The organism is Shewanella sp. JNE2, from assembly GCF_023159115.1.
Lineage (GTDB): Bacteria > Pseudomonadota > Gammaproteobacteria > Enterobacterales > Shewanellaceae > Shewanella > Shewanella putrefaciens.
The window spans coordinates 1,894,314-1,914,787 of the sequence record NZ_CP096169.1; the positions used below are offsets into that span (position 1 = coordinate 1,894,314).

Annotated in this window: 16 protein-coding genes; 6 read left to right on the plus strand and 10 right to left on the minus strand. The window is 47.6% G+C overall.

Annotation, left to right across the window (positions count from 1 at the left end; all coding sequences use genetic code 11):
* Window positions 1-563: 563 nt before the first annotated feature.
* The 8 genes from MZ182_RS08515 to MZ182_RS08550 form a co-directional block, all read right to left on the minus strand.
* Complete coding sequence (locus tag MZ182_RS08515; protein WP_011789601.1) at window positions 564-1,220, minus strand: CoA transferase subunit B; 657 nt, start codon at window positions 1,218-1,220, stop codon at window positions 564-566.
* A 127-nt stretch (window positions 1,221-1,347) separates the two neighbouring features.
* Complete coding sequence (locus MZ182_RS08520; RefSeq protein WP_248065948.1) at window positions 1,348-2,052, minus strand: CoA transferase subunit A; 705 nt, start codon at window positions 2,050-2,052, stop codon at window positions 1,348-1,350.
* Window positions 2,053-2,120: 68 nt separating this feature from the next.
* The gene (locus tag MZ182_RS08525; protein WP_248065947.1) at window positions 2,121-3,068 is read right to left on the minus strand and encodes a hydroxymethylglutaryl-CoA lyase; all 948 of its coding nucleotides are present in this window, start codon (window positions 3,066-3,068) and stop codon (window positions 2,121-2,123) included.
* The gene (locus MZ182_RS08530; RefSeq protein WP_248065946.1) at window positions 3,069-5,123 is read right to left on the minus strand and encodes an acetyl/propionyl/methylcrotonyl-CoA carboxylase subunit alpha; all 2,055 of its coding nucleotides are present in this window, start codon (window positions 5,121-5,123) and stop codon (window positions 3,069-3,071) included.
* Window positions 5,123-5,968 (minus strand): enoyl-CoA hydratase-related protein, encoded by an 846-nt coding sequence (locus MZ182_RS08535; protein WP_248065945.1) that lies wholly within the window; start codon window positions 5,966-5,968, stop codon window positions 5,123-5,125. Before MZ182_RS08535 ends, MZ182_RS08530 begins: the two co-directional genes overlap by 1 nt.
* A gap of 59 nt (window positions 5,969-6,027) precedes the next feature.
* Complete coding sequence (locus MZ182_RS08540; protein ID WP_248065943.1) at window positions 6,028-7,635, minus strand: carboxyl transferase domain-containing protein; 1,608 nt, start codon at window positions 7,633-7,635, stop codon at window positions 6,028-6,030.
* Between the two features lie 103 nt (window positions 7,636-7,738).
* A complete protein-coding gene (locus tag MZ182_RS08545) occupies window positions 7,739-8,908 on the minus strand; it encodes an isovaleryl-CoA dehydrogenase (RefSeq protein WP_248065941.1) in 1,170 nt (389 codons plus the stop codon).
* Between the two features lie 152 nt (window positions 8,909-9,060).
* Window positions 9,061-9,465, minus strand: coding sequence for a MerR family transcriptional regulator (locus MZ182_RS08550; protein ID WP_011789594.1), 405 nt, complete (start codon window positions 9,463-9,465; stop codon window positions 9,061-9,063).
* Window positions 9,466-9,744: 279 nt separating this feature from the next.
* Here MZ182_RS08550 and MZ182_RS08555 point away from each other — a divergent pair, with 279 nt between their 5' ends.
* The 5 genes from MZ182_RS08555 (at window position 9,745) to MZ182_RS08575 (ending at window position 17,159) form a co-directional block, all read left to right on the plus strand.
* A complete protein-coding gene (locus tag MZ182_RS08555; protein WP_248065940.1) occupies window positions 9,745-11,703 on the plus strand; it encodes a propionyl-CoA synthetase in 1,959 nt (652 codons plus the stop codon).
* A 297-nt stretch (window positions 11,704-12,000) separates the two neighbouring features.
* Window positions 12,001-12,315, plus strand: coding sequence for a quaternary ammonium compound efflux SMR transporter SugE (gene sugE, locus MZ182_RS08560; protein ID WP_011789592.1), 315 nt, complete (start codon window positions 12,001-12,003; stop codon window positions 12,313-12,315).
* Window positions 12,316-12,465: 150 nt separating this feature from the next.
* Window positions 12,466-13,992 (plus strand): NADP-dependent phosphogluconate dehydrogenase, encoded by a 1,527-nt coding sequence (gene gndA, locus MZ182_RS08565; protein WP_248065938.1) that lies wholly within the window; start codon window positions 12,466-12,468, stop codon window positions 13,990-13,992.
* A gap of 574 nt (window positions 13,993-14,566) precedes the next feature.
* Window positions 14,567-16,690: a S8 family serine peptidase gene (locus MZ182_RS08570; protein ID WP_248065936.1), complete on the plus strand. Its 2,124-nt coding sequence runs from the start codon at window positions 14,567-14,569 to the stop codon at window positions 16,688-16,690.
* Between the two features lie 10 nt (window positions 16,691-16,700).
* Window positions 16,701-17,159, plus strand: coding sequence for a hypothetical protein (locus MZ182_RS08575; protein WP_248065935.1), 459 nt, complete (start codon window positions 16,701-16,703; stop codon window positions 17,157-17,159).
* A 158-nt stretch (window positions 17,160-17,317) separates the two neighbouring features.
* On the opposite strand, the gene MZ182_RS08580 is transcribed toward MZ182_RS08575, so the two are convergent.
* Window positions 17,318-18,214: a LysR family transcriptional regulator gene (locus MZ182_RS08580; protein ID WP_248065933.1), complete on the minus strand. Its 897-nt coding sequence runs from the start codon at window positions 18,212-18,214 to the stop codon at window positions 17,318-17,320.
* A 342-nt stretch (window positions 18,215-18,556) separates the two neighbouring features.
* On the opposite strand from MZ182_RS08580, the gene MZ182_RS08585 reads away from it, so the two are divergent.
* Window positions 18,557-19,372 (plus strand): DODA-type extradiol aromatic ring-opening family dioxygenase, encoded by an 816-nt coding sequence (locus tag MZ182_RS08585; protein WP_248065930.1) that lies wholly within the window; start codon window positions 18,557-18,559, stop codon window positions 19,370-19,372.
* Between the two features lie 146 nt (window positions 19,373-19,518).
* On the opposite strand, the gene MZ182_RS08590 is transcribed toward MZ182_RS08585, so the two are convergent.
* Window positions 19,519-20,394, minus strand: coding sequence for a 1,4-dihydroxy-2-naphthoate polyprenyltransferase (locus MZ182_RS08590; RefSeq protein WP_011789588.1), 876 nt, complete (start codon window positions 20,392-20,394; stop codon window positions 19,519-19,521).
* Window positions 20,395-20,474: the final 80 nt, after the last annotated feature.

The window sequence follows — 20,474 nt, forward strand, 5'->3', positions numbered from 1 at the left end:
CAAGTTTACCGTAACGGCGCCAAATATGACTATCTGTAGCATTTTTGAAGCAAGCATTAAGCGACTCCGTTGTAGCGATGGTGAACACACATTCGCCAGCAAAGAACCTTGCTAACATATGGTGTTATCAGTTTAATGCGCGACATTGTTCATTATTGAATATGCTGGGATGGGGAGTAAACCGCACTCTTGCGTTGGCGACTATCGGAAAAAGGGACTTTTTCGTTGAGCCCCCAAGGATGGGTTTACGGCGAGTCGCCAGAGCATTAGTGCTGTTTATGGCGATAAGCTCTCGAAAAGTTCCTAGATTACAAAAGCTCACAAAAAAACAAGGTTTGTAGTGGACAAGCTGGTGGTGAATTTTACTTATGGTTCCCCGCCTTCGCGGGGATGACAAAAGCAATAAGAAGCCCAAAATCAACAAAAAGCCCAGAATCATCTTCTGGGCCTTGTTGGTATCGTAAAACGTCGGTTAACACTCAACACTTTTTAGGCTAAAGCTTTAAACTAACCTAAGTTTCAACCCTTATCGCTATAGGTTTCTTGCGCACGTTAAAGAATGCTTAAAACACCATCTCTGGTACATGGTCTGGTACGATTAATTTGCCAGCGGTTTTGCTAACAATTTCTTCAACACTGACACCGGGCGCACGTTCTAACAGATGGAATGCGCCATCTTTAATTTCGATAAAGGCTAAATCGGTGACGACGCGTTTAATGCAGCCGTAACCTGTTAGCGGCAATTCGCACACGGGTAGCAGCTTAGAATTGCCGTATTTATCGGCGTGCATCATAGTCACGATAATGTTTTCGGCGCCCGCGACTAAATCCATCGCGCCGCCCATGCCTTTGATGAGTTTGCCGGGGATCATCCATGAGGCAATAGAGCCATTGACATCGACTTCAAAGGCGCCGAGTACGGTTAAATCCACATGGCCGCCACGGATCATGGCAAAGCTTTCCGCCGATGAAAAAAATGAAGCGCCTTTGACTGCGGTAACGGTTTGTTTGCCCGCATTGATTAAATCGGGATCTATGGTGTCTTCGGTGGGGAATTCACCCATGCCAAGTAGACCGTTTTCCGATTGCAACATGACTTCCATGCCTTCGGGAATGTAGTTGGCCACCAGTGTTGGAATGCCAATGCCGAGGTTGACATAGTAGCCATCTTTTAATTCTTTGGCGACGCGCTGAGCCAGTTGTTCTCTTGATAATGCCATGATATCTATCCTTTCTATTTGGCTTTGACGCTTTGGTCTTTACTCTTAGGTTTTTACCCTTAGTTTTTACTTTAGAGATCTAAGTGCCAATTGCGTTAACTGTGTTTCAAGGTTTTGCTAGCGCCTTTTATTTCGCGGCTTTTACCGTGCGCTGCTCGATACGTTTCTCGAACTTGCCTTGAATAACGCGGTCAACATAGATGCCCGGCGTGTGGATATGATCTGGATCTAGCTCGCCCGGCTCAACAATAAACTCGGCTTCAACCACAGTGATTTTGCCCGCGGTCGCCATCATAGGGTTAAAGTTGGCGGCTGTTTTACGGAATACCAAATTACCCATGGTATCGGCTTTCCATGCACGCACTAAGGCAAAATCTGCGGTCAGCGACTCTTCTAACACGTAATGGCGACCTTTGATTTCGCGGGTTTCTTTACTATCAGCGACTGGCGTGCCGTAGCCTGTAGCGGTGAAAAATGCCGGAATACCTGCGCCGCCTGCGCGGATCTTTTCCGCCAGCGTGCCTTGGGGCGTTAAAATCACGTTCAGTTCGCCAGAGAGCATTTGCTGTTCAAAGGTGGCATTTTCACCCACGTAAGAGGCAATCATAGTGGCGATTTGGCGATGTTTTAACAGTAAGCCAAGGCCGAAATCGTCAACGCCAGCGTTGTTTGATATCGCCGTTAAGCCGTTAACGCCCATCTTAACCATTTGATTGATTAAGCCTTCTGGAATGCCGCATAGGCCAAAGCCGCCGACCATAATGGTCATGTCGTCCGATAAGCCTGCTAACGCTTCTTCATAGCTGCTGACGACTTTATTGAGTCCTGCCATTTTGATGTCCTTTTACTGTTATTCAGTCCCCAAGGCGCTAGGTATGTTTAGCGCCTCGACGCTTGAGTCTAGGCTTTAGCGCCCTGCAAGATTGCATTGGCGACTTTAGAGCCATTAAGACGATTTAATTGTTTGCTGATCCCAAAACCCGCTAATGCCAGTTTTTCTAAATCGATACCCGTCTTCAAACCGAGTCCGTGGAGCATATAGACCAAGTCTTCACTCGCCAGATTGCCCGACGCGCCTTTCGCATACGGGCAACCACCTAAGCCCGCCACCGAGGCGTCAAAGCTGCGCACGCCCAAGTCGAGGCAGGCGGTAATATTGGCTAATGCTTGGCCATAGGTGTCGTGGAAGTGCAGGGCGAGCTTTTCAACCGGGACTCGCTCCATCACGGCTTGCAGCATTTTACGGGCTTTTAACGGCGTGCCTACACCGATAGTGTCGCCGAGCGAAATTTCGTAACAGCCCATTTTGTAAAGGATTTCAGACACTCTTGCCACTTCGCTCGCCGCAATTTCTCCTTCATAGGGGCAACCTAAAACGCAGGACACATAGCCACGAACTGGGATATTGGCGGCTTTTGCCATGTCCATCAACGGGATAAAGCGTTCAATCGACTCTTCAATCGAACAGTTGATATTGCGCTGGCTAAAGCTTTGTGACGCCGCACCAAAGATAGCGACTTCGGAAGCTTTTGCATCCAGCGCTAGCTCTAAGCCTTTGACATTGGGGGTGAGGGCGCTGTAAACCACGCCCGCTTGACGGCGAATTTGGCGCAATACGTCGCCGCTATCGGCCATTTGTGGCACCCATTTGGGTGACACAAAACTGCCGGATTCAATTCGCTTCACGCCCGCATCGGCAAGGGCTTCAATCAAGGCGACTTTAGCCTCTGTCGGGACGGCGGCCTCATTCTGCAAGCCATCACGGGGACCCATCTCGAACAGGCTGACGCTATCTGAGACGGCGCTTACCGAGGTAGAGCCTAAGTTCGCAAGATCCAGCGCAGACATTTAGGCTTCCTCGCTCTGGGCTTTGGGCTCAACATGGAGCAGCACGGCGCCATCGCTCACTAACTCGCCCGCCTTAAAGTAGAACTCGGTAACGATACCGTCGAAGGGCGCTTCGATGGTGTATTCCATCTTCATCGCTTCCATCACCAGTAGCCCTTGTCCTGCCTTAACCTCAGCCCCGACTTCCACTAAGTGGGTGACGACTGTACCGTTCATCGGGGCCTTGAGCTTATCTTCATTGCTGGACTGCGCCTCAACCACTTGGGTTTTAACCGCCCTGAAGTGATAACTGCCTGAGGGTAAAAATAGCGTAAAATCATCTCCCTGAGCACTGACGGGCACTTTACTCTTATGGCCGTTGATTTCGGCTAACAGTAAATCCTGCTTAAGCTCACCACTGAGGGACTTGCTCACTTGGCCTGCGTCAGTTGGCTGAGATAACTGAGGCTGTGATAATAGGTAGTGATCGCCAAAGTCTAATAGCACCAATTGTTGTAACTCGTGGGCATCGTCGAGCAGGGCAATAGTATGCTGGCTGACGCTGTTGAGTCTAAAGCCACTGACTTGGCCCCAAGGCGAGTAAGGATCGGCGCTATTAATCGCCTGTGCCTTGGCCGCTTCTTTACGGGCAAGCACTTGATACAGCGCGGCAAAGGCAAGCGCAGTGTCGGCTTCGCTCGAAGCACTGCCAATCAGTGCATCGCCGTAACGGTTAATAAAGTCGGTGCTAAAGTCCGCCTTGGCAAAGGCGGGATGCTCGGCAATATTGGCTAAAAATTCAATATTGTGTTTAAGCCCACTGATTTGGTAGGACTCGAGGGCATGCACTAGGCGTTGCAGCGCGCGCGGACGCGACTCATCCCATACAATAAGCTTGGCAATCATCGGATCATAAAAGTTACTGATCACATCATTTTCGCGAATGCCCGAATCGATACGCACGTATTTACTTTGCTCGGGTTCACGTAAAAAGTTGAGCTTACCGCTGGCGGGTAAAAACTCATTCTGTGGATCTTCGGCATAAATACGCACTTCAAAGGAATGGCCGTGGATCCGCACTTCATCTTGCTTAAGGGGCAATGGCTGACCACTGGCGACCATTAACTGCCATTTGACTAGGTCTTGGCCGGTCACCATTTCGGTCACTGGATGCTCAACCTGCAGACGGGTATTCATCTCCATAAAGTAGAAGCGATTGTCGGTATCTAACAGGAATTCAACTGTTCCCGCGCCGACATAATCGATGGCCTTGGCGGCAGCTACGGCGGCTTCACCCATTTGGGCGCGCAGCTCATCGCTTAAACCGGGCGCAGGGGCTTCTTCGACCACTTTTTGATGGCGACGTTGAATCGAGCAGTCGCGATCCGATAGGTAAATCGCATTGCCAAAGGTATCGGCGAACACTTGCACTTCGACATGGCGAGGCTGGCGCAAGTAACGCTCCAGCAATAATTTATCGTTACCGAAGGAGGAGGCCGCTTCACGGCGCGCCGAGTTGATGGCGTCCATAATTTCGCCTTCGTTCTCGACGATACGCATGCCTTTGCCACCGCCACCGTAGGCGGCTTTTATCAGCATGGGGAAGCCGATTTTTAAGGCTTCGGCCTTGAGGGTGGCGTCGGTTTGATCGTCGCCATGGTAACCTGGCACTAAAGGCACTTGCGCTGCCGTCATAATGGCTTTGGCTGCGCTCTTGCTGCCCATGGCATCGATGGCCTCGCTGCCAGGGCCAACAAACACGATTCCGGCGGCCTCACACTTGCGGGCAAAGTCCGCGTTTTCCGATAAAAAGCCATAGCCTGGGTGAATGGCTTGTGCCTGGGCTTTTTTGGCGATGTCAATAATCAAGTCGCCCTTCAGGTAAGAATCCGCTGGAGCGCTGCCACCTAAGTAAAACGATTCGTCGGCCATGGCAACATGGCGGGCATTTTTATCGGCATCGGAATATAAGGCAACGGTGCGAACGCCCATGGCCTGCGCGGTTTTGATAATACGGCAGGCAATTTCACCACGGTTAGCAATTAAAAGCTTAGTGAACATGCTGTTAGTCAACATCAAAGAACTCCTTGAGTATCTGTTGGCGTGTGCCAGTTCGGCTGACGTTTCTCAAAAAAGGCGTTTAAGCCTTCTTGGCCTTCATCAGATACCCGAATGCGGGCGATGCGCTCGCTGGTGTAATCAATCGTATCTTGGTCTATCACGCCGTCTTCGAGGCGGGCGAGTAGGGTCTTTACCCATGCCATTCCCTGCGGACTGTTGGCCAGCAGCGCGGTGATAATGGGTTGGGCAGCGGCCGCTAAATCGTCGTTTATCTCATGGATAACATTGAGTTTGAGCGCCGTTTGCGCATCAAAACGCTCTGCGGTCAGCATATAGCGGCGTGAGGCGCGATTGCCCATGGCGCGAGCAACGTAGGGGCTAATCACCGCAGGGATCAGCCCTAGTTTGACTTCGCTTAAGCAGAAGCTTGCGCGCTCGGTGGCGATGGCAATATCACTGGCGCAGATTAACCCAAGCGCGCCGCCAAAGGCCGCACCTTGGATTAAGGCGATAGTGGGTTTTGGAAAGGTATCTAAATCCTGCATCAGCTTAGCCAGTGCTTTGGCGTCATTGAGGTTTTGCTCAAAATCCATCTTGGCTTGTTTGCGCATCCAATTTAAGTCGGCGCCTGCGCTGAAGTTTTTGCCATTGGCTTTTAATACCAGCAGTTTGCAATCTTCGTGCTCGGCAAAATAACCGAGGACGGCGATCATTTCGCTGATCATCACCTCATCGAAGGCGTTGTGCACTTCAGCGCGGTTAAGAATTAACTCGCCCACGCCGTTATTGAGCGCATAGCTGACGTGCTGCAAATTGCCTAAGGATTGAGTACTAGTGTGCTGGTGTTGTGTGTCAGTCATTGTTATTCCCGTCATCGTTATTCCCTCTATGAGTGATACGTAAGGCATCGCAAGATGCGTTACATACGGAAGACGCCGAAGCGGGTGTCTTCGATAGGGGCATTTAATGCGGCTGACAGGGCAAGGCCCACCACATCACGGGTTTGCGCCGGGTCGATAATGCCGTCATCCCACAGGCGGGCGCTGGCATGGTAGGGATGACCCTCTTTATCGTACTGGGCAATAATCGGCGCCTTGAAGGCTTTTTCATCCTCAACTGACCATGCTTCGCCCTTACGGGCTAAACCGTCGCGGCGTACAGTCGCTAATACGCCAGCGGCTTGCTCGCCACCCATTACAGAGATACGCGCATTGGGCCACATCCACATCATGGTTGGCTCGAAGGCGCGGCCACACATACCGTAGTTACCTGCGCCATAGCTGCCACCAATAATCACAGTAAATTTAGGTACATTGGCGCAAGAAACCGCGGTCACCATCTTGGCGCCGTGCTTGGCGATACCTTCGTGTTCGTACTTTTTACCCACCATAAAGCCGGTGATGTTTTGCAGGAACAGCAGTGGAATTTTGCGCTGGCAACACAGCTCGATAAAGTGCGCGCCTTTTTGCGCCGATTCTGAGAATAAAATGCCGTTGTTGGCGACAATCCCAACTGGATAGCCGTGAATACGGGCAAAACCGCAGACCAAAGTCGCGCCATAGTTGGCTTTAAACTCATCAAAATCAGAATCATCGACGATACGGGCGATCACTTCTTTGACATCGAAGGGCTTTTTCAAGTCGGTGCCGACGATGCCGTAGAGTTCGTTGATATCAAACTTAGGTGGCTTAACTGGGCTTAGCAGGCTGTTGATTTGTTTTTGATGATTCAGACGCAGCACTGCACGGCGGGCAAGCTCTAACGCGTGCTCATCGTTTTGGGCTAAGTGGTCCGCGACACCTGAAATTTTAGTGTGCACTTCGGCGCCGCCGAGTTCTTCGGCGCTGACTTCTTCACCGGTCGCGGCTTTTACTAACGGCGGCCCAGCTAAGAAGATAGTGCCTTGATCTTTTACGATAATCGATTCATCCGCCATGGCCGGCACATAAGCGCCGCCTGCGGTACATAAGCCCATCACCACCGCAATTTGGGGGATACCTTTAGCGGACATTTGCGCTTGGTTATAAAAGATACGGCCAAAATGGTCGCGGTCTGGGAAGACTTCATCTTGGCGGGGCAGGTTGGCGCCGCCAGAGTCGACTAAATAGATACAAGGCAAGTGACAACGACTGGCAATATCTTGGGCGCGGAGGTGTTTTTTAACGGTAATCGGGTAGTAAGTGCCACCTTTAACTGTAGCGTCGTTGGCGATGATCATGCATTCGACACCACTCACGCGGCCGATACCAGCGATAATGCCCGCTGCGGGCACTTCTTCGTCATAAACTTCAAACGCCGCAAATTGTGATAGTTCTAAAAAGGGCGAACCTGCATCGAGCAGCTTTTCAACCCGTTGACGTGGGAGTAATTTCCCGCGGGATACATGACGCTCCAGCGCCACAGGGCCGCCGCCGAGTTCGATTCTGGCGAGTTTGGTTTTAAGATCGGCCACTAGGGCGGCCATATCGTCGGATTTGGCTTTAAATTCATCGCTACGGGCGTTGATACGACTGCTTAATTGCGTCACTTTGATTGTCCTTATAAAGCGGTAACTCAGTATCCGTTGGCTTAGTTGGGCGAGGGAGCATGAAGGACTTAAGCCGAGTTATGCATCGTTCGCCCTGGGCTGCTTATTTCGATTCGTTAAAGAGCTCGCGGCCAATCAGCATACGGCGAATTTCTGAGGTGCCAGCACCGATCTCATAGAGTTTGGCATCGCGCAGTAAGCGGCCTGTCGCGTACTCGTTGACATAGCCGTTACCGCCGAGCAATTGAATGGCATCCAGTGCCATTTTTGTGGCGAGTTCCGCACTGTAGAGAATGGCGCCCGCGGCATCTTTGCGGGTAGTTTCACCGCGATCGCAGGATTTTGCCACGTTATAGACATAGGATTTGGCGGCATTCATACCGGTGTACATGTCGGCTAACTTGCCTTGTACTAATTGGAATTCACCGATGGATTTACCAAATTGCTCACGCTCGTGGATATAGGGTACGACGATATCCATACAGGCATTCATAATCCCCAGCGGTCCGCCTGAGAGCACTACGCGTTCGTAATCTAAGCCACTCATCAGCACTTTTACGCCATTGTTTAGGCCACCAAGGATGTTTTCCTCTGGCACTTCTACCTCTTCAAACACCAGTTCGCAGGTGTTAGAGCCGCGCATGCCGAGTTTGTCGAGTTTTTGCGCTTGGCTAAAGCCTTTAAAACCGCGCTCGACGATAAAGGCGGTGATGCCGTGGGCACCTTTGGTTAAGTCGGTTTTGGCGTAAATCACATAGGTATTGGCATCGGGACCGTTGGTGATCCACATCTTGTTGCCGTTTAAGATGAATCGGTCGCCTTCTTTACGGGCATGTAGCTTCATTGAAACCACATCAGAACCCGCATTGGGTTCACTCATAGCCAGTGCGCCAATATGCTCACCGCTGACGAGCTTTGGTAAGTATTTGGCTTTTTGTGCGGCATTACCGTTACGGTTAATTTGGTTTACGCACAGATTGGAGTGGGCACCGTAACTTAAGCCGATAGAGGCCGAGGCGCGGGAAATTTCTTCCATTGCGACGACGTGGGCAAGGTAGCCCATGTTCGCGCCGCCGAACTCTTCGGGTACTGTTACGCCGAGCAGTCCCATACCTCCAAGCACAGGCCAAAGTTCATTGGGAAAGGCATTGTCGTGATCCACTTTCGCGGCAATCGGTGCGATTTCATTCGCGGCAAAATCTTGAACTGCATCGCGCAGCATATCGACATCTTCGCCTAGGCCAAAATTAAGACTGGTGTAGAGTGAGTTCATTGCTTGTGTCCTTTCAGATGTTCTAATTTATATTGTTATGATTATTAGGTGCTTGAGTCTTTAAAACTGTCTTGCTTAGCGTGATATGTCCCTGTCACGCGGTCGTACCAACTGAGGTGTTCGTTAATGCTATGCTCGCAAGCTCGAAGGCATTAGGCCTTGGTCTTGCTTTCTTCAAGGGCGAGGCGGCATTGCTGCTCGGCCGAATTTAGCTCCATCAGTACCACTTTGATGTCGTCCATTTGCTGCTGCAGGGCGGATTTTTTCTCTTCCACGAGGGCGAGCATGGTATTGAGCTGAGTGGTGCTGCTCTTATCGGCATCGTAAAGTTCGAACAGGCGTCGGGTCTCCGCAAGGGAAAACCCAAGGCGCTTGCCGCGCAGAATAAGTTTGAGTCGAACCCTGTCCTTAAGACTGTAAATACGGGTTTGACCGCGACGTTTTGGCTTAAGCAAGCCTTGGTCTTCGTAGAAACGAATGCTCCGTGTGGTGATATCAAATTCTTTTGAGAGATCACTAATCGAGTACGTTGTTTGTACTGTGTGTGTTGCGCTCATTCATGTACCCTAAATAATCAGTTTTAAGCAAGATATATGAAGTTTACGTAAAGGTAAAGATTTTGACTTTTATTCTGTTGGCAAAAAAGTGTCAATCCCAATTGCCATCGGCCTGTGCGGCTGGATTTAAAGCTCATAAAACCACAAATACCTTCTGGTTATAGGCTAACGTCTAATAGTGGGCTTGAGGTCTCCTTGCTAATAATAGAAGCAGGAAGGAAGGGGTAGTTGTCGTTATTGCGGCTGCTAATTAAAGCCGCAGTCCTGATTGGAGGACATATGTTGACCGAACAGCAAAATGCATCTGTAGCGCAAGCCACAAATCAAAAACAGAACCAACAAAAACATCAAGCGTTGCACCAAGCATCCTTGCTTAATAAAGCCGAATTCTGGGGAGAAGCGGCGAAGACGCTCGATTGGATTAAGCCGGTGCAAACGGTGCTCGATGAATCGCAGACACCGTTTTATCACTGGTTTGCCGATGGTGAGATGAACACTTGTTATAATGCCGTTGACCGCCATGTGTTGGCTGGGCGCGGTGACCAAGTGGCTATCCAGTATGTGAGTCCAGTAACGGATACTGAATATGGCATTAGCTATGGTGAGTTACAGGCTCAAGTGAGCCGACTCGCTGGCTTTATGCAATCTATTGGTATAAGAAAGGGCGACCGTGTGGTGATTTATATGCCTATGGTGCCGGAAACCGCCTTTGCTATGCTGGCTTGTGCCCGCATCGGCGCGATTCATTCGGTAGTTTTTGGTGGCTTTGCCGCCAATGAACTCGCGACTCGGATCAATGATGCTAAACCCAAATTGGTATTGTCGGCATCCTGCGGTATTGAGCCCTCGGGCGTCATTCCTTATAAGCCTTTACTAGACAAAGCCTTGGCTCAGTCTGTGCATCAGGTTGATCACTGCCTAATTTTGAATCGTAGCCAGTATCAGGCCGATTTACTTGAGGGCCGTGACTTAGATTGGCAAGCCGCATTAGCAACTGCACCTAAGGCCGATTGTGTCGCGCTTAAGGCTACCGATCCCTTGTATGTGCTTTATACCTCAGGCACCACGGGTCAGCCTAAAGGTGTGGTGCGCGATAATGGAGGCCATGCCGTGGCTCTGGCTTGGTCGATGCAGCATATTTACGATATTCAAGCGGGCGATGTGTTTTGGGCGGCGTCCGATGTGGGCTGGGTTGTCGGTCATTCTTACATTGTGTATGGACCTCTATTGGTGGGCGCAACCACCTTAATGTATGAAGGCAAACCTGTTGGTACGCCCGATCCCGGTGCTTTTTGGCGTACGATTGCCAAATATAAAGTCAAAAGTTTTTTCACAGCGCCGACAGCCATTCGCGCAATCAAGCGTGAAGATCCTGACGGTGAATATCTACAAGGTGTTGATTTAACCTGTCTTAAAAATGTGTTTTTGGCGGGGGAGCGTTGCGATCCCGATACCTTAGTTTGGGCACACACAAAACTTGCTAAACCTGTTATCGATCACTGGTGGCAAACCGAAACCGGCTGGCCAGTAGCGGCAAATTTGATGGGGACTGCGCCCGTTGCTATTAAACCAGGTTCGCCCGCTTTACCTGTGCCGGGTTATGCGGTTGAAGTATTGGATGAATTAGGTGAGCAAGTTGCACCCAATACTTCGGGCAATGTGGTGATTAAATTGCCCCTACCGCCGGGGACGTTGACGACACTGTGGCAAAATGATCAACGCTATCAAGATAGTTACTTGTCGATGTATCCGGGTTACTACTTAACTGGTGATGCGGGTTATACCGATGAAGACGGTTATCTTTACATTATGAGTCGTATCGATGACATCATAAACGTAGCGGGGCACAGGCTATCGACGGGGCGCTTCGAAGAAGTGTTATGTCAACACCCTGATGTGGCCGAAGCCGCGGTAATTGGGGTAGATGATGCGCTTAAGGGCCAAGTTCCCCTCGGATTAGTGGTACTCAAGAAAGGCGTAACTATTAGTGATGAAGAGCTGCATAAACAGTTAATAACCTTGGTACGCCAAGAAATTGGTCCCGTCGCCTCCTTTAGGTTAGTGAGTGCCATTCAAAAATTACCTAAAACGCGCTCTGGTAAAATTTTACGCGGTACTATGCGAAAAATTGCCGATAATCAGCAATATACCGCCCCAGCGACCATAGAAGATCCACTGACCTTAGAGTTAGTGCGTACCGCGCTCACTCGCATGGGTTATGCCGATGCCTTAGTGTAAGAAATAGAGCGTAAAGGCTTTTATAGAAAGAGTGTAAAGGTCTTATCGAGAGTTGAAATATCAAGGCGATAGTAAACTGACCAAGCTTGCTATCGCCTTTTTGCGCATGGCATTTCTTATTTCGGCAAAATCAAAGATTGAAATTTTCACCACAAATTTGCTAGTCTTGCATTCTCATCACGTACAGTTATTACGTACAGCTATATCACCTACAGTTTGACTGTAATCAAATGGCTTAGGGACGACCCTAAATACGCCTAATCTAACATGGGGACGACCCTTTTATGGGAGTTCACTATGAGTTGGTTCTTATTAGTTCTTGCGGGTTTATTTGAAATTGGTTGGGCTATTGGCCTTAAATATACCGACGGTTTTACGCGTTTGTGGCCAAGTATCTTTACAGTGGCGTCGATGGCTGTGAGTGTGTTGCTGTTAGGACTCGCGGTTAAGCATTTGCCTATTGGTACGGCTTACGGCGTGTGGGTCGGCATTGGTGCTATGGGTACGGCGATTGCGGGAATTATCCTCTTAGGAGAAGGCGTTAGCTTACTTAAAATCGCCAGTTTGATATTGATATTACTGGGTGTTTTAGGGCTTAAACTCGCCCATTAATTGTAGATAAAATGAGACCTAAACGATTGGCACTTTCGGCACAATCGAAATTGCCAATCGTATGTCTCTGGTAATTAAGTTACAAAGATCGCTATAATTCCTCCACAAAATTGGTTAACTCTAACCTCTGTGACCCGTGGGAATAATATAATGCAAAACCACAGCAATCTTAATGATATCGGCGTAATTGGCCTTGGTGTTATGGGTAAAAACCTCGCGCTAAACATCGCAGATAACCAATATCACGTCAGCGCATTTGACCTCGATCCTGTTAAAGTTAATGGTGTTATACAGCAAGAAAAACAGGAACGTGCTGGACTCGAATCTCGCATTCTTGGCTGTGCTAATCTTACCGAAATGTTAGCCAGTCTCACAAAACCCCGTATTCTTGTGCTTTCTGTTCCTGCTGGAGCCCCCGTCGATGGTGTCTGTAGTGCCTTGATTTCTGCCGGAATTGAGTCCGATGATATTGTTATCGACACAGGTAACAGTTTATGGACTGACACTGTTGAGCGTGAAGCGCGATACAAAGGCCAGTTTGTATTTTTTAGTTCTGCCGTTTCGGGCGGCGAAGTCGGTGCGCGCTTCGGCCCCTCACTTATGCCTAGCGGTGATATCGATGCATGGCATCATGTTGCGCCGATTTGGAAAGCCATTGCCGCTAAGGTTGATGCCAAAACTGGGCTACCTATCGAACGCTTCGAGCCGGGTAATCCCGTGACAGAAGGCGAGCCATGCACGACTTATATTGGTCCCGCGGGTGCTGGCCATTATGTGAAAATGGTGCACAACGGTATCGAATACGCTGATATGCAGTTGATTTGCGAAGCGTATCAAATGCTGCATGACGGTTTAGGCATGAGCGCCTCTGAAGTGGGCGATGTGTTTGAACGCTGGAACAAAGGCAGCTTGAACAGCTACTTGATGGAGATCAGCAGCGAAGTATTAAAACAGGCCGATCCCTTAACGGGTAAACCGCTGGTGGAAATGATCTTAGATAAAGCGGGCCAAAAAGGCACGGGTTTGTGGACGGCCGTGAGCAGTTTACAAATTGGCTGTCCGGCGCCGACGATTGCTGAGGCTGTGTATGCTCGCGCCGTGAGTACCCAAAAATCCTTACGCTTGCAACTTAGCCAGAAATTAGCGGGGCCAAATCCAACAATTATTAATAATGCGCAAAAAGCGCAATTGATTGAAGCCCTTGAAAGCGCGTTATATTGTGCAAAAGTCTGTTGTTACGCCCAAGGTTTCCAGTTAATGGCGATGACGGCCCATGAGCAAAAATGGCAGTTAGATTTTGCGCAAATTGCAAAAATTTGGCGTGCGGGTTGTATTATTCGCGCGACTTTCTTGCAATCCATCACTCAAGCCTATGAAGACAAATCTGATCTTAGCAATTTGTTGATGGCGGACAGTTTTGCGTCTGCCTTGTCTGAAAAGCAAGGCCTATGGCGTACCGCAGTCGCCACTGCGGTGATGCAAGGCATTCCAGCACCTTGTATTAGCTCGGCTCTGGCGTATTACGACAGTTACCGCTGCGAAACATTACCGGCAAACTTGCTCCAAGGTCAGCGTGACTTTTTCGGTTCCCATACATTTGAGCGTATCGATACCCCAGCAGGCGAGAAATATCACTTAGATTGGAGTGCCAAAGAGCGGGTTTTAATTAAAATTTAATATACATTATTGTGCTAGGTTATTAATAAATAAGGCTTCAATATGTTATTGGAGCTTTTTTATTTGCCGTTTTTTATGAATTAAATTAAAACAAATTTGTGTAAGACTGTTGTCTATATTAAGTTCATTAAACTGTTCTTTATACTGTAAAATATTGGTTTAGAGCTAAATAGTTAACGATTTATGTAAAGTAGGCTATGTAAAGTGTAAAAAAATGTTTTTATTTTACAGTCTGCTGGTCTGTATTTTTTCATTAGTTTTAGATTAATTTATGTTTATGATTTTTAATAAATATTTTTTATTTTAAGTAAGCTATGTTTATTGCGTTATTGTTGTTTTTGGGATTATTTTTGTTCCAAAAATAATCTCGTTAAGTTATTCAGTCTGCCATTCTATTTATATTCCTTTTCACATGCGTTTCTATTGTGTTAAAAGTTTGCTTCCTATTCTTCTTGCTTTTAACAAGGAGAGGTAGGGTATAACTAAAATAACAGAATTTAATTCGGAATAATGTCAATTAATGATTGAAACCAAATTAAGTTACAAGAAGTAATGACAAGAAGGAATGTCTACTATGCGTATGTCCATTGTTGCATTAAGCATCACGGCGGCCTTATTGGCTGGCTGTGGCAGTGATGATAAAAAAGCCCCAGCGCCTGAGCCGAAAGTAAATACGGCACCCACAACAGCGGATATGACTGTTGATGTGTCGCAGTCGATGCTTTTTTCTGGAAAACTTGAGGCGACAGATGCTGAAGGTGGTTTGACTTTTTCTTTAGTGGATCCTGCTGATCTTAAGCTAGGTACTTTTACGCTAGTGAATAAAAACACGGGAGAATTTACCTATGCTTCCGATGCGAGCGAAGGGACTGAGGTCGTTAGATTTAAAGTGTCAGATGGTCAGTTACAGGCAGAAGCTAATTTGACCATCAACATTAAACATGGTGATCCGCTGTTTAGTTATCAATGGCATTTAAAAAACACGGGACAGAATGCCTTTGCCGCCAACCGCGGTGTTGCTGGTGAAGATATGAATGTAAGTGGTGCGATTTCTGCCCAAGCGATGGGACAAGGCGTGATCGTCGCAGTGGTAGATGATGGCTTAGAAATTGCGCATCCAGATTTGATGAACAACACTGTGGATGGTGGTTCATATAATTTAATTACGGGTACTGTTGACCCAACACCTTTCTCTGGCGAAGCCGCCCATGGTACTTCAGTGGGTGGGATTATTGCGGCCGAAGGCTGGAATGGTATCGGTGGTCGCGGTGTAGCGCCTAAGGCAAAATTGATAGGCTTCAACTTTCTAGATCAAGACCCAACGGGTAAAGTGGCGAACGTACAAACATTTGAAAACTTTGCCAAATCCCATGGTGCGAGTGCCTATAGTGATAGCGCCCGCGTCTTTAACCAAAGTTATGGCTACAGCGTGCCATTTCCCCATAGTTTTGATGAGGATGAAACTGAGGTTTATCAAGATATTGCGACCCAAAGCTTCGATGGTAAAGGCAGTATTTTTGTAAAGTCGGCAGGTAACGGTTATCAGTATTATCGTTTCCGTACTTTCTGGTTACCGGGGGATTACTTCACCGCTACGGCAGATAAACCTGCTAACTATGGTTTACCATTCCACAACTCTAACATGTCGACTGACAATGCTAACGTCTATAACTTAGTGGTGAGTGCAATTAATGCTAAGGGTAAACTCTCTAGCTACTCATCCGTTGGGTCAAATATTTTCGTGACTGCACCTGGTGGTGAGTATGGAGATGATGATCCGGCAATTGTGACGACGGATCGTATGGGTTGTGAAAATGGTTATGCAATTGCAGAAGATAGACCAAGCACGCCATTCCACGGTGGTTTACATCCATTAAACCCGAATTGTGATTACAACTCGACAATGAACGGAACCTCCTCTGCGGCACCAAATACTTCAGGTGCTGTGGCTGTCATTATGAGTGCTAACCCTGATTTAACTTGGCGCGATGTGCGTTATATTTTGGCGAAGACATCAACCAAAGTAGATGCAGATATTGCCGCAAAAAAAGTGACTATTGGTGAGGGTGAAGGCGCGCCCGAATATGTAGCGATTCCAGCTTGGCAACAAAACGCGGCAGGATTTTCGTTCCATAACCTCTACGGTTTTGGCCGCGTGAATGTGAGTGAGGCCGTCAAACTGGCTAAATCCTATGCCCAAAATTTGGGTGATTATGTGGTGACTGAGTGGCAAACAAGCCCAGCCTTGACGAAAGCGATTCCCGATGCCGATATCAATGGTGTTATAGATACTCAGGTGGTTGAAGAAAATTTAATTGTCGAAGCGGTGCAAATTGAGCTAACGGCCGATCACCTGCGTCTACCGGATTTAGCGGTCGAACTGATTTCGCCAGCAGGAACTAAGAGTGTGTTGATGACACCCTACAACGGTTTCGTTTACCAAGGTGTGATGGATAAGAATGATCCGGATGATCTTGTCAAAGGCTACGATGCAACACCTATGTTATCGAATGCGTTTTATGGCGAATCATCAAAGGGTGAATGGACAATCAAACTGATCGATGTGAATAGTGGTGATTACTCCTTTATTAAGTTTGATAAAGGTAGTACACCAATTGCAATCCCGAACGAAGCTGATGGCAAGCTAAAAGGTTGGTCAATTCGTTTCCATGGTCATGCTGCCAAATCTGCATCTTAAGGAGTAATCAATGAAAGCGTTAAATTTATCATTAGTGGCTGTTGCTCTTTCTCTGTCCGCACAAGCAATGGCACATAACAAAGTGGATTTCACAGAACCTCAAGCTGAGTCTAAAGAAATGAGCCGCGGTGAGTTTTTGGGCACAGATATTCAGTATTACGTCAAAACAGAGACTGGTATTAAACAGGCTAAGCAATTGGTTAAAGGCCAAAAAGTCGTGACTCAGTCAGGTACACCTTTCGCTGAAATGACGGGTAAGTTGGTGGTTAAATTAAAGCCTGGTGTCTCTGCGACCGACTTTGCTAAAGCCCATGGCCTGAAAGTCGATTGGCAAAATAACAATAACTTACTGCTGCTTGCCGCCAAAGAAGGCACAGACCTTATTGGTCTTATTCAAGCGGTTAAAGCCTCTCCAGAGGTTGAGCGTGCCAAGTTAGACCGTGCACTCGCCAAGCAAGAAATCCAATAAGCAAGGTGGTGACAAAAAATGGAATTAAGGGGCCGAAAGGCCCTTTTACTATTGTTTAACATAGCGTGAGGTGACTTATTTATTAGATTCGTTTTGCTATAGGTAGATCTTAAACACTGAATCAATGGTGTGAAAAGCGAGGCTTGCATTGTTAATTTTTACATCAGTTTTGTGGCTAGTTGCGCTAAATTATCCCAGAGTGCTTGTGCCACGGGGCCTAAAGGTGAGTGGGGTTTTCGCATCACATAGTAATCGAGTTGAATATTATTTTGTCTTTCACGCAGATCCAGTGCAATCAATGCGCCCTGTTTGAGTGAATCTTCAATCATATAGTGCGGCAGCTTGCCCCAGCCCATACCACTTTGAATAAGCATTTTCTTGGTATAAAAATCATTAACATACCAACGTCGTTGCCCCGCCTGTACCCCAAATTCAATATTGGCTGTTCCCGTCCCTGTATCTTGGATCACGATTTGGTATTCGTTCACTAACTCCCGTACATGGCTTAGGTTGGGATAACGGCTGAGTAAGCGCGGTGCGGCAACATCGAGAAGGCTACCTGAAAATAAATAGGCTAATTCTAAATGGCTCGAACGTATGGGTTCAATTCCGCCCGCAGAGATGATGATTTCAGCTTTATCTTGATTTAGCGCTTCGAGTGCACCAGTTAAAAACTCTTGTTTGAGAATAATTTGGGTATAAGGAAACTCATTTTGAGTCAGCTCTAAAATCGGCAAAATTCGAGCGAGATTAAAGGAGGCTTCAAAAGCTAAGGTGATGCTTGCTTCGTTACCTTTGGCTAAATGCTTCGCTACTTGCTTCATTTCTTGCGCTTCATTCAGTACCCGCAGGGTATGTTGCAGCAGTTTTCGACCTTGTTCTGTGATGGCGAGTCGATAACCTTCACGATTAAACAGGATAAGATCGAGTTGCGATTCTAACTGTTTGATACTTTGGCTAATGGCGGGTTGGGTTTTATGTAGCTTGTTACTGGCAGCTTTGAGTGAGCCCGCCTCAGCTACGGTTTTAAACATCAGCAGTTGGTCTAAGGTCACAAATATTACTCGCAAGTTATAAACTATTAGTTTATGAGATATTAGATTTTATTCCATATTTATTTATCTTTTATCGGCTCATAATCGATTCCATTCTTGCTCGTTGTTGTGCATTTATGTCCCAGACTGACGGCAAATATCAGGTTTAATGGGGTGTGTGCGATGCGATTATTCAACTCGATGAAATTGTGGAGCGTTTAGTGCGATTTCAGCGGCAGTTGGTGCTGAATCGCTTCGCATTTTAAGCGTGCATTGAAGTGTTATGTAGAACAGTGAGTTAAGCGAAAAATGCTGAGTTTAAAGCCAGTAGTACAGATATAAGTTAATCAACACGAGAGAATTATGATGCAAGTTAACGCGAGTCGTATGCCTGTGCTATTTGTGCCCCATGGTGGTGGCCCTATGCCTTTGCTCAATGATGTTAATCATAGGGAGTTGCGTGCATTTTTAACTTCAGTGACAGCACCAATGCCCACTCCGAAGGCGATTGTGTTGATCACTGCCCATTGGGAAGAATCTGTGGTGACTTTGTCGAGTAGCCCAAAGCCAAGTATTTTGTATGACTACTATGGATTTCCACCTGAGGCTTATCAGCTGACATATCCTGCACCCGGTGAGCCAGAATTAGCCGAACAGATTGCGAATATGCTAGCAGATAAGGGCATCGCCGCCCGCTTAGATAGCGAACGCGCATTTGATCACGGTACCTTTGTACCACTTAAGTTGATGTATCCTGAAGCGAATATTCCCGTGGTGCAGATGTCGTTAGTCCACAGCCTCGATCCTAAAATCCATATAGCGATTGGGGAGGCTTTAGCGCCGCTGCGGGACCAAGGGGTGTTGATCGTGGGGTCTGGCATGTCGTTTCACAATATGCGGGCGTTTTTTTCAAGCGATCCCACGGTCCAAAGCCGCAGCGCAGAGTTTGACTATTGGCTGACGCAAACTTTAACGGCAAGTGTTAGTTCTGCCGAGGTAAAAATAGCGTTAACTCATTGGCAATCAGCCCCTGAAGCGCGTTTTAGTCATCCGCGGGAAGAACATTTATTACCGCTACATGTGTGTTTTGGTGCAGGCCATCATGGTTCATCCCATGCCGAACGTAACTTTAATGGTATTTTGTTAAACACGCTGATCTCTGGTTATATCTGGCAATAAATGGGGGGGAGGATTTCCCTCGTCGATATTAAGCCAAATTGAAGTCGTGCTGCGGCCAATAAAAAAGGTTCGTATCTATCGAAGATATGAACCTTTTTATATTCAGCATTGAGCTGTGGTGTAGCATTAGCTTAGCGGATTTACTCTTATGCGGTAAACACTAAACCCACGCTAAACAAGGTACTGAAAATCATGGTTAACTTAGCTGTGCGGCCGAGTAACGGATTTAAGGCTTCACCAGAAACGGCATAAAAATCGCTACTGAGTTTGCGGGCAATAAGCAGAGATAATCCCGCAAGTAGCACTGGTAAGCCGGGTAAAATACCGAATAAAAAGCCAGCGATGACTAAGCCAAAGGGCAAATAGATTAAGGCTTGATAAAGCACTTTTGCCTGAGCTTCGCCGATACGTACCGCTAGAGTATGCTTGCCCGCTTGGGTGTCGGTACGGATGTCGCGAGTGTTATTTACCAACATAATCGCAGCGTTAAATAAGCCAATCGCACAGCCTAATAACCAAGCATTGATTGTCGTATCGCCCGCCTGCAGATAATAACTGCCCACCACTGCCACTAAGCCAAAAAAGACAAATGCCGCTACTTCACCGAGCCCATGGGAGGCGAGGGGATAGGGGCCACCACTGTAGCCAAGAGCACCTAAAATAGCGGCTGCGGCGAGAATGGCGATGGGCCAGCCTCCGTGCCAAATCAGATACGAACCGACAGCGAGAGCAAGGATAAGACACAATATCATGGCATTACGCACACTATTTGCGGGGATCATACCACTTTGGGTAACGCGAATGGGGCCAATACGTTCAGCTGTATCGATACCATTTTTAAAATCAAAGTAGTCGTTAGCAAGGTTAACGGCAACCTGCAACAATATGGCGCAGAGCATGGAGGTTGCAGCAATTAACCAGCTAAAACTGTTAAGGTGTAAGGCAAGTATATTACCAATTAATAATGGCCCTATTGCCGCAGGAAGCGTGCGCGGTCTTATGGCTAAAATCCAAGGATTCATGGCGTCCAGTCGTTATCTCGAAAATGAAATCGATATTTAATTAGGAGTAGCATAACAATATTTTGCTCGAAAGTGAGCAC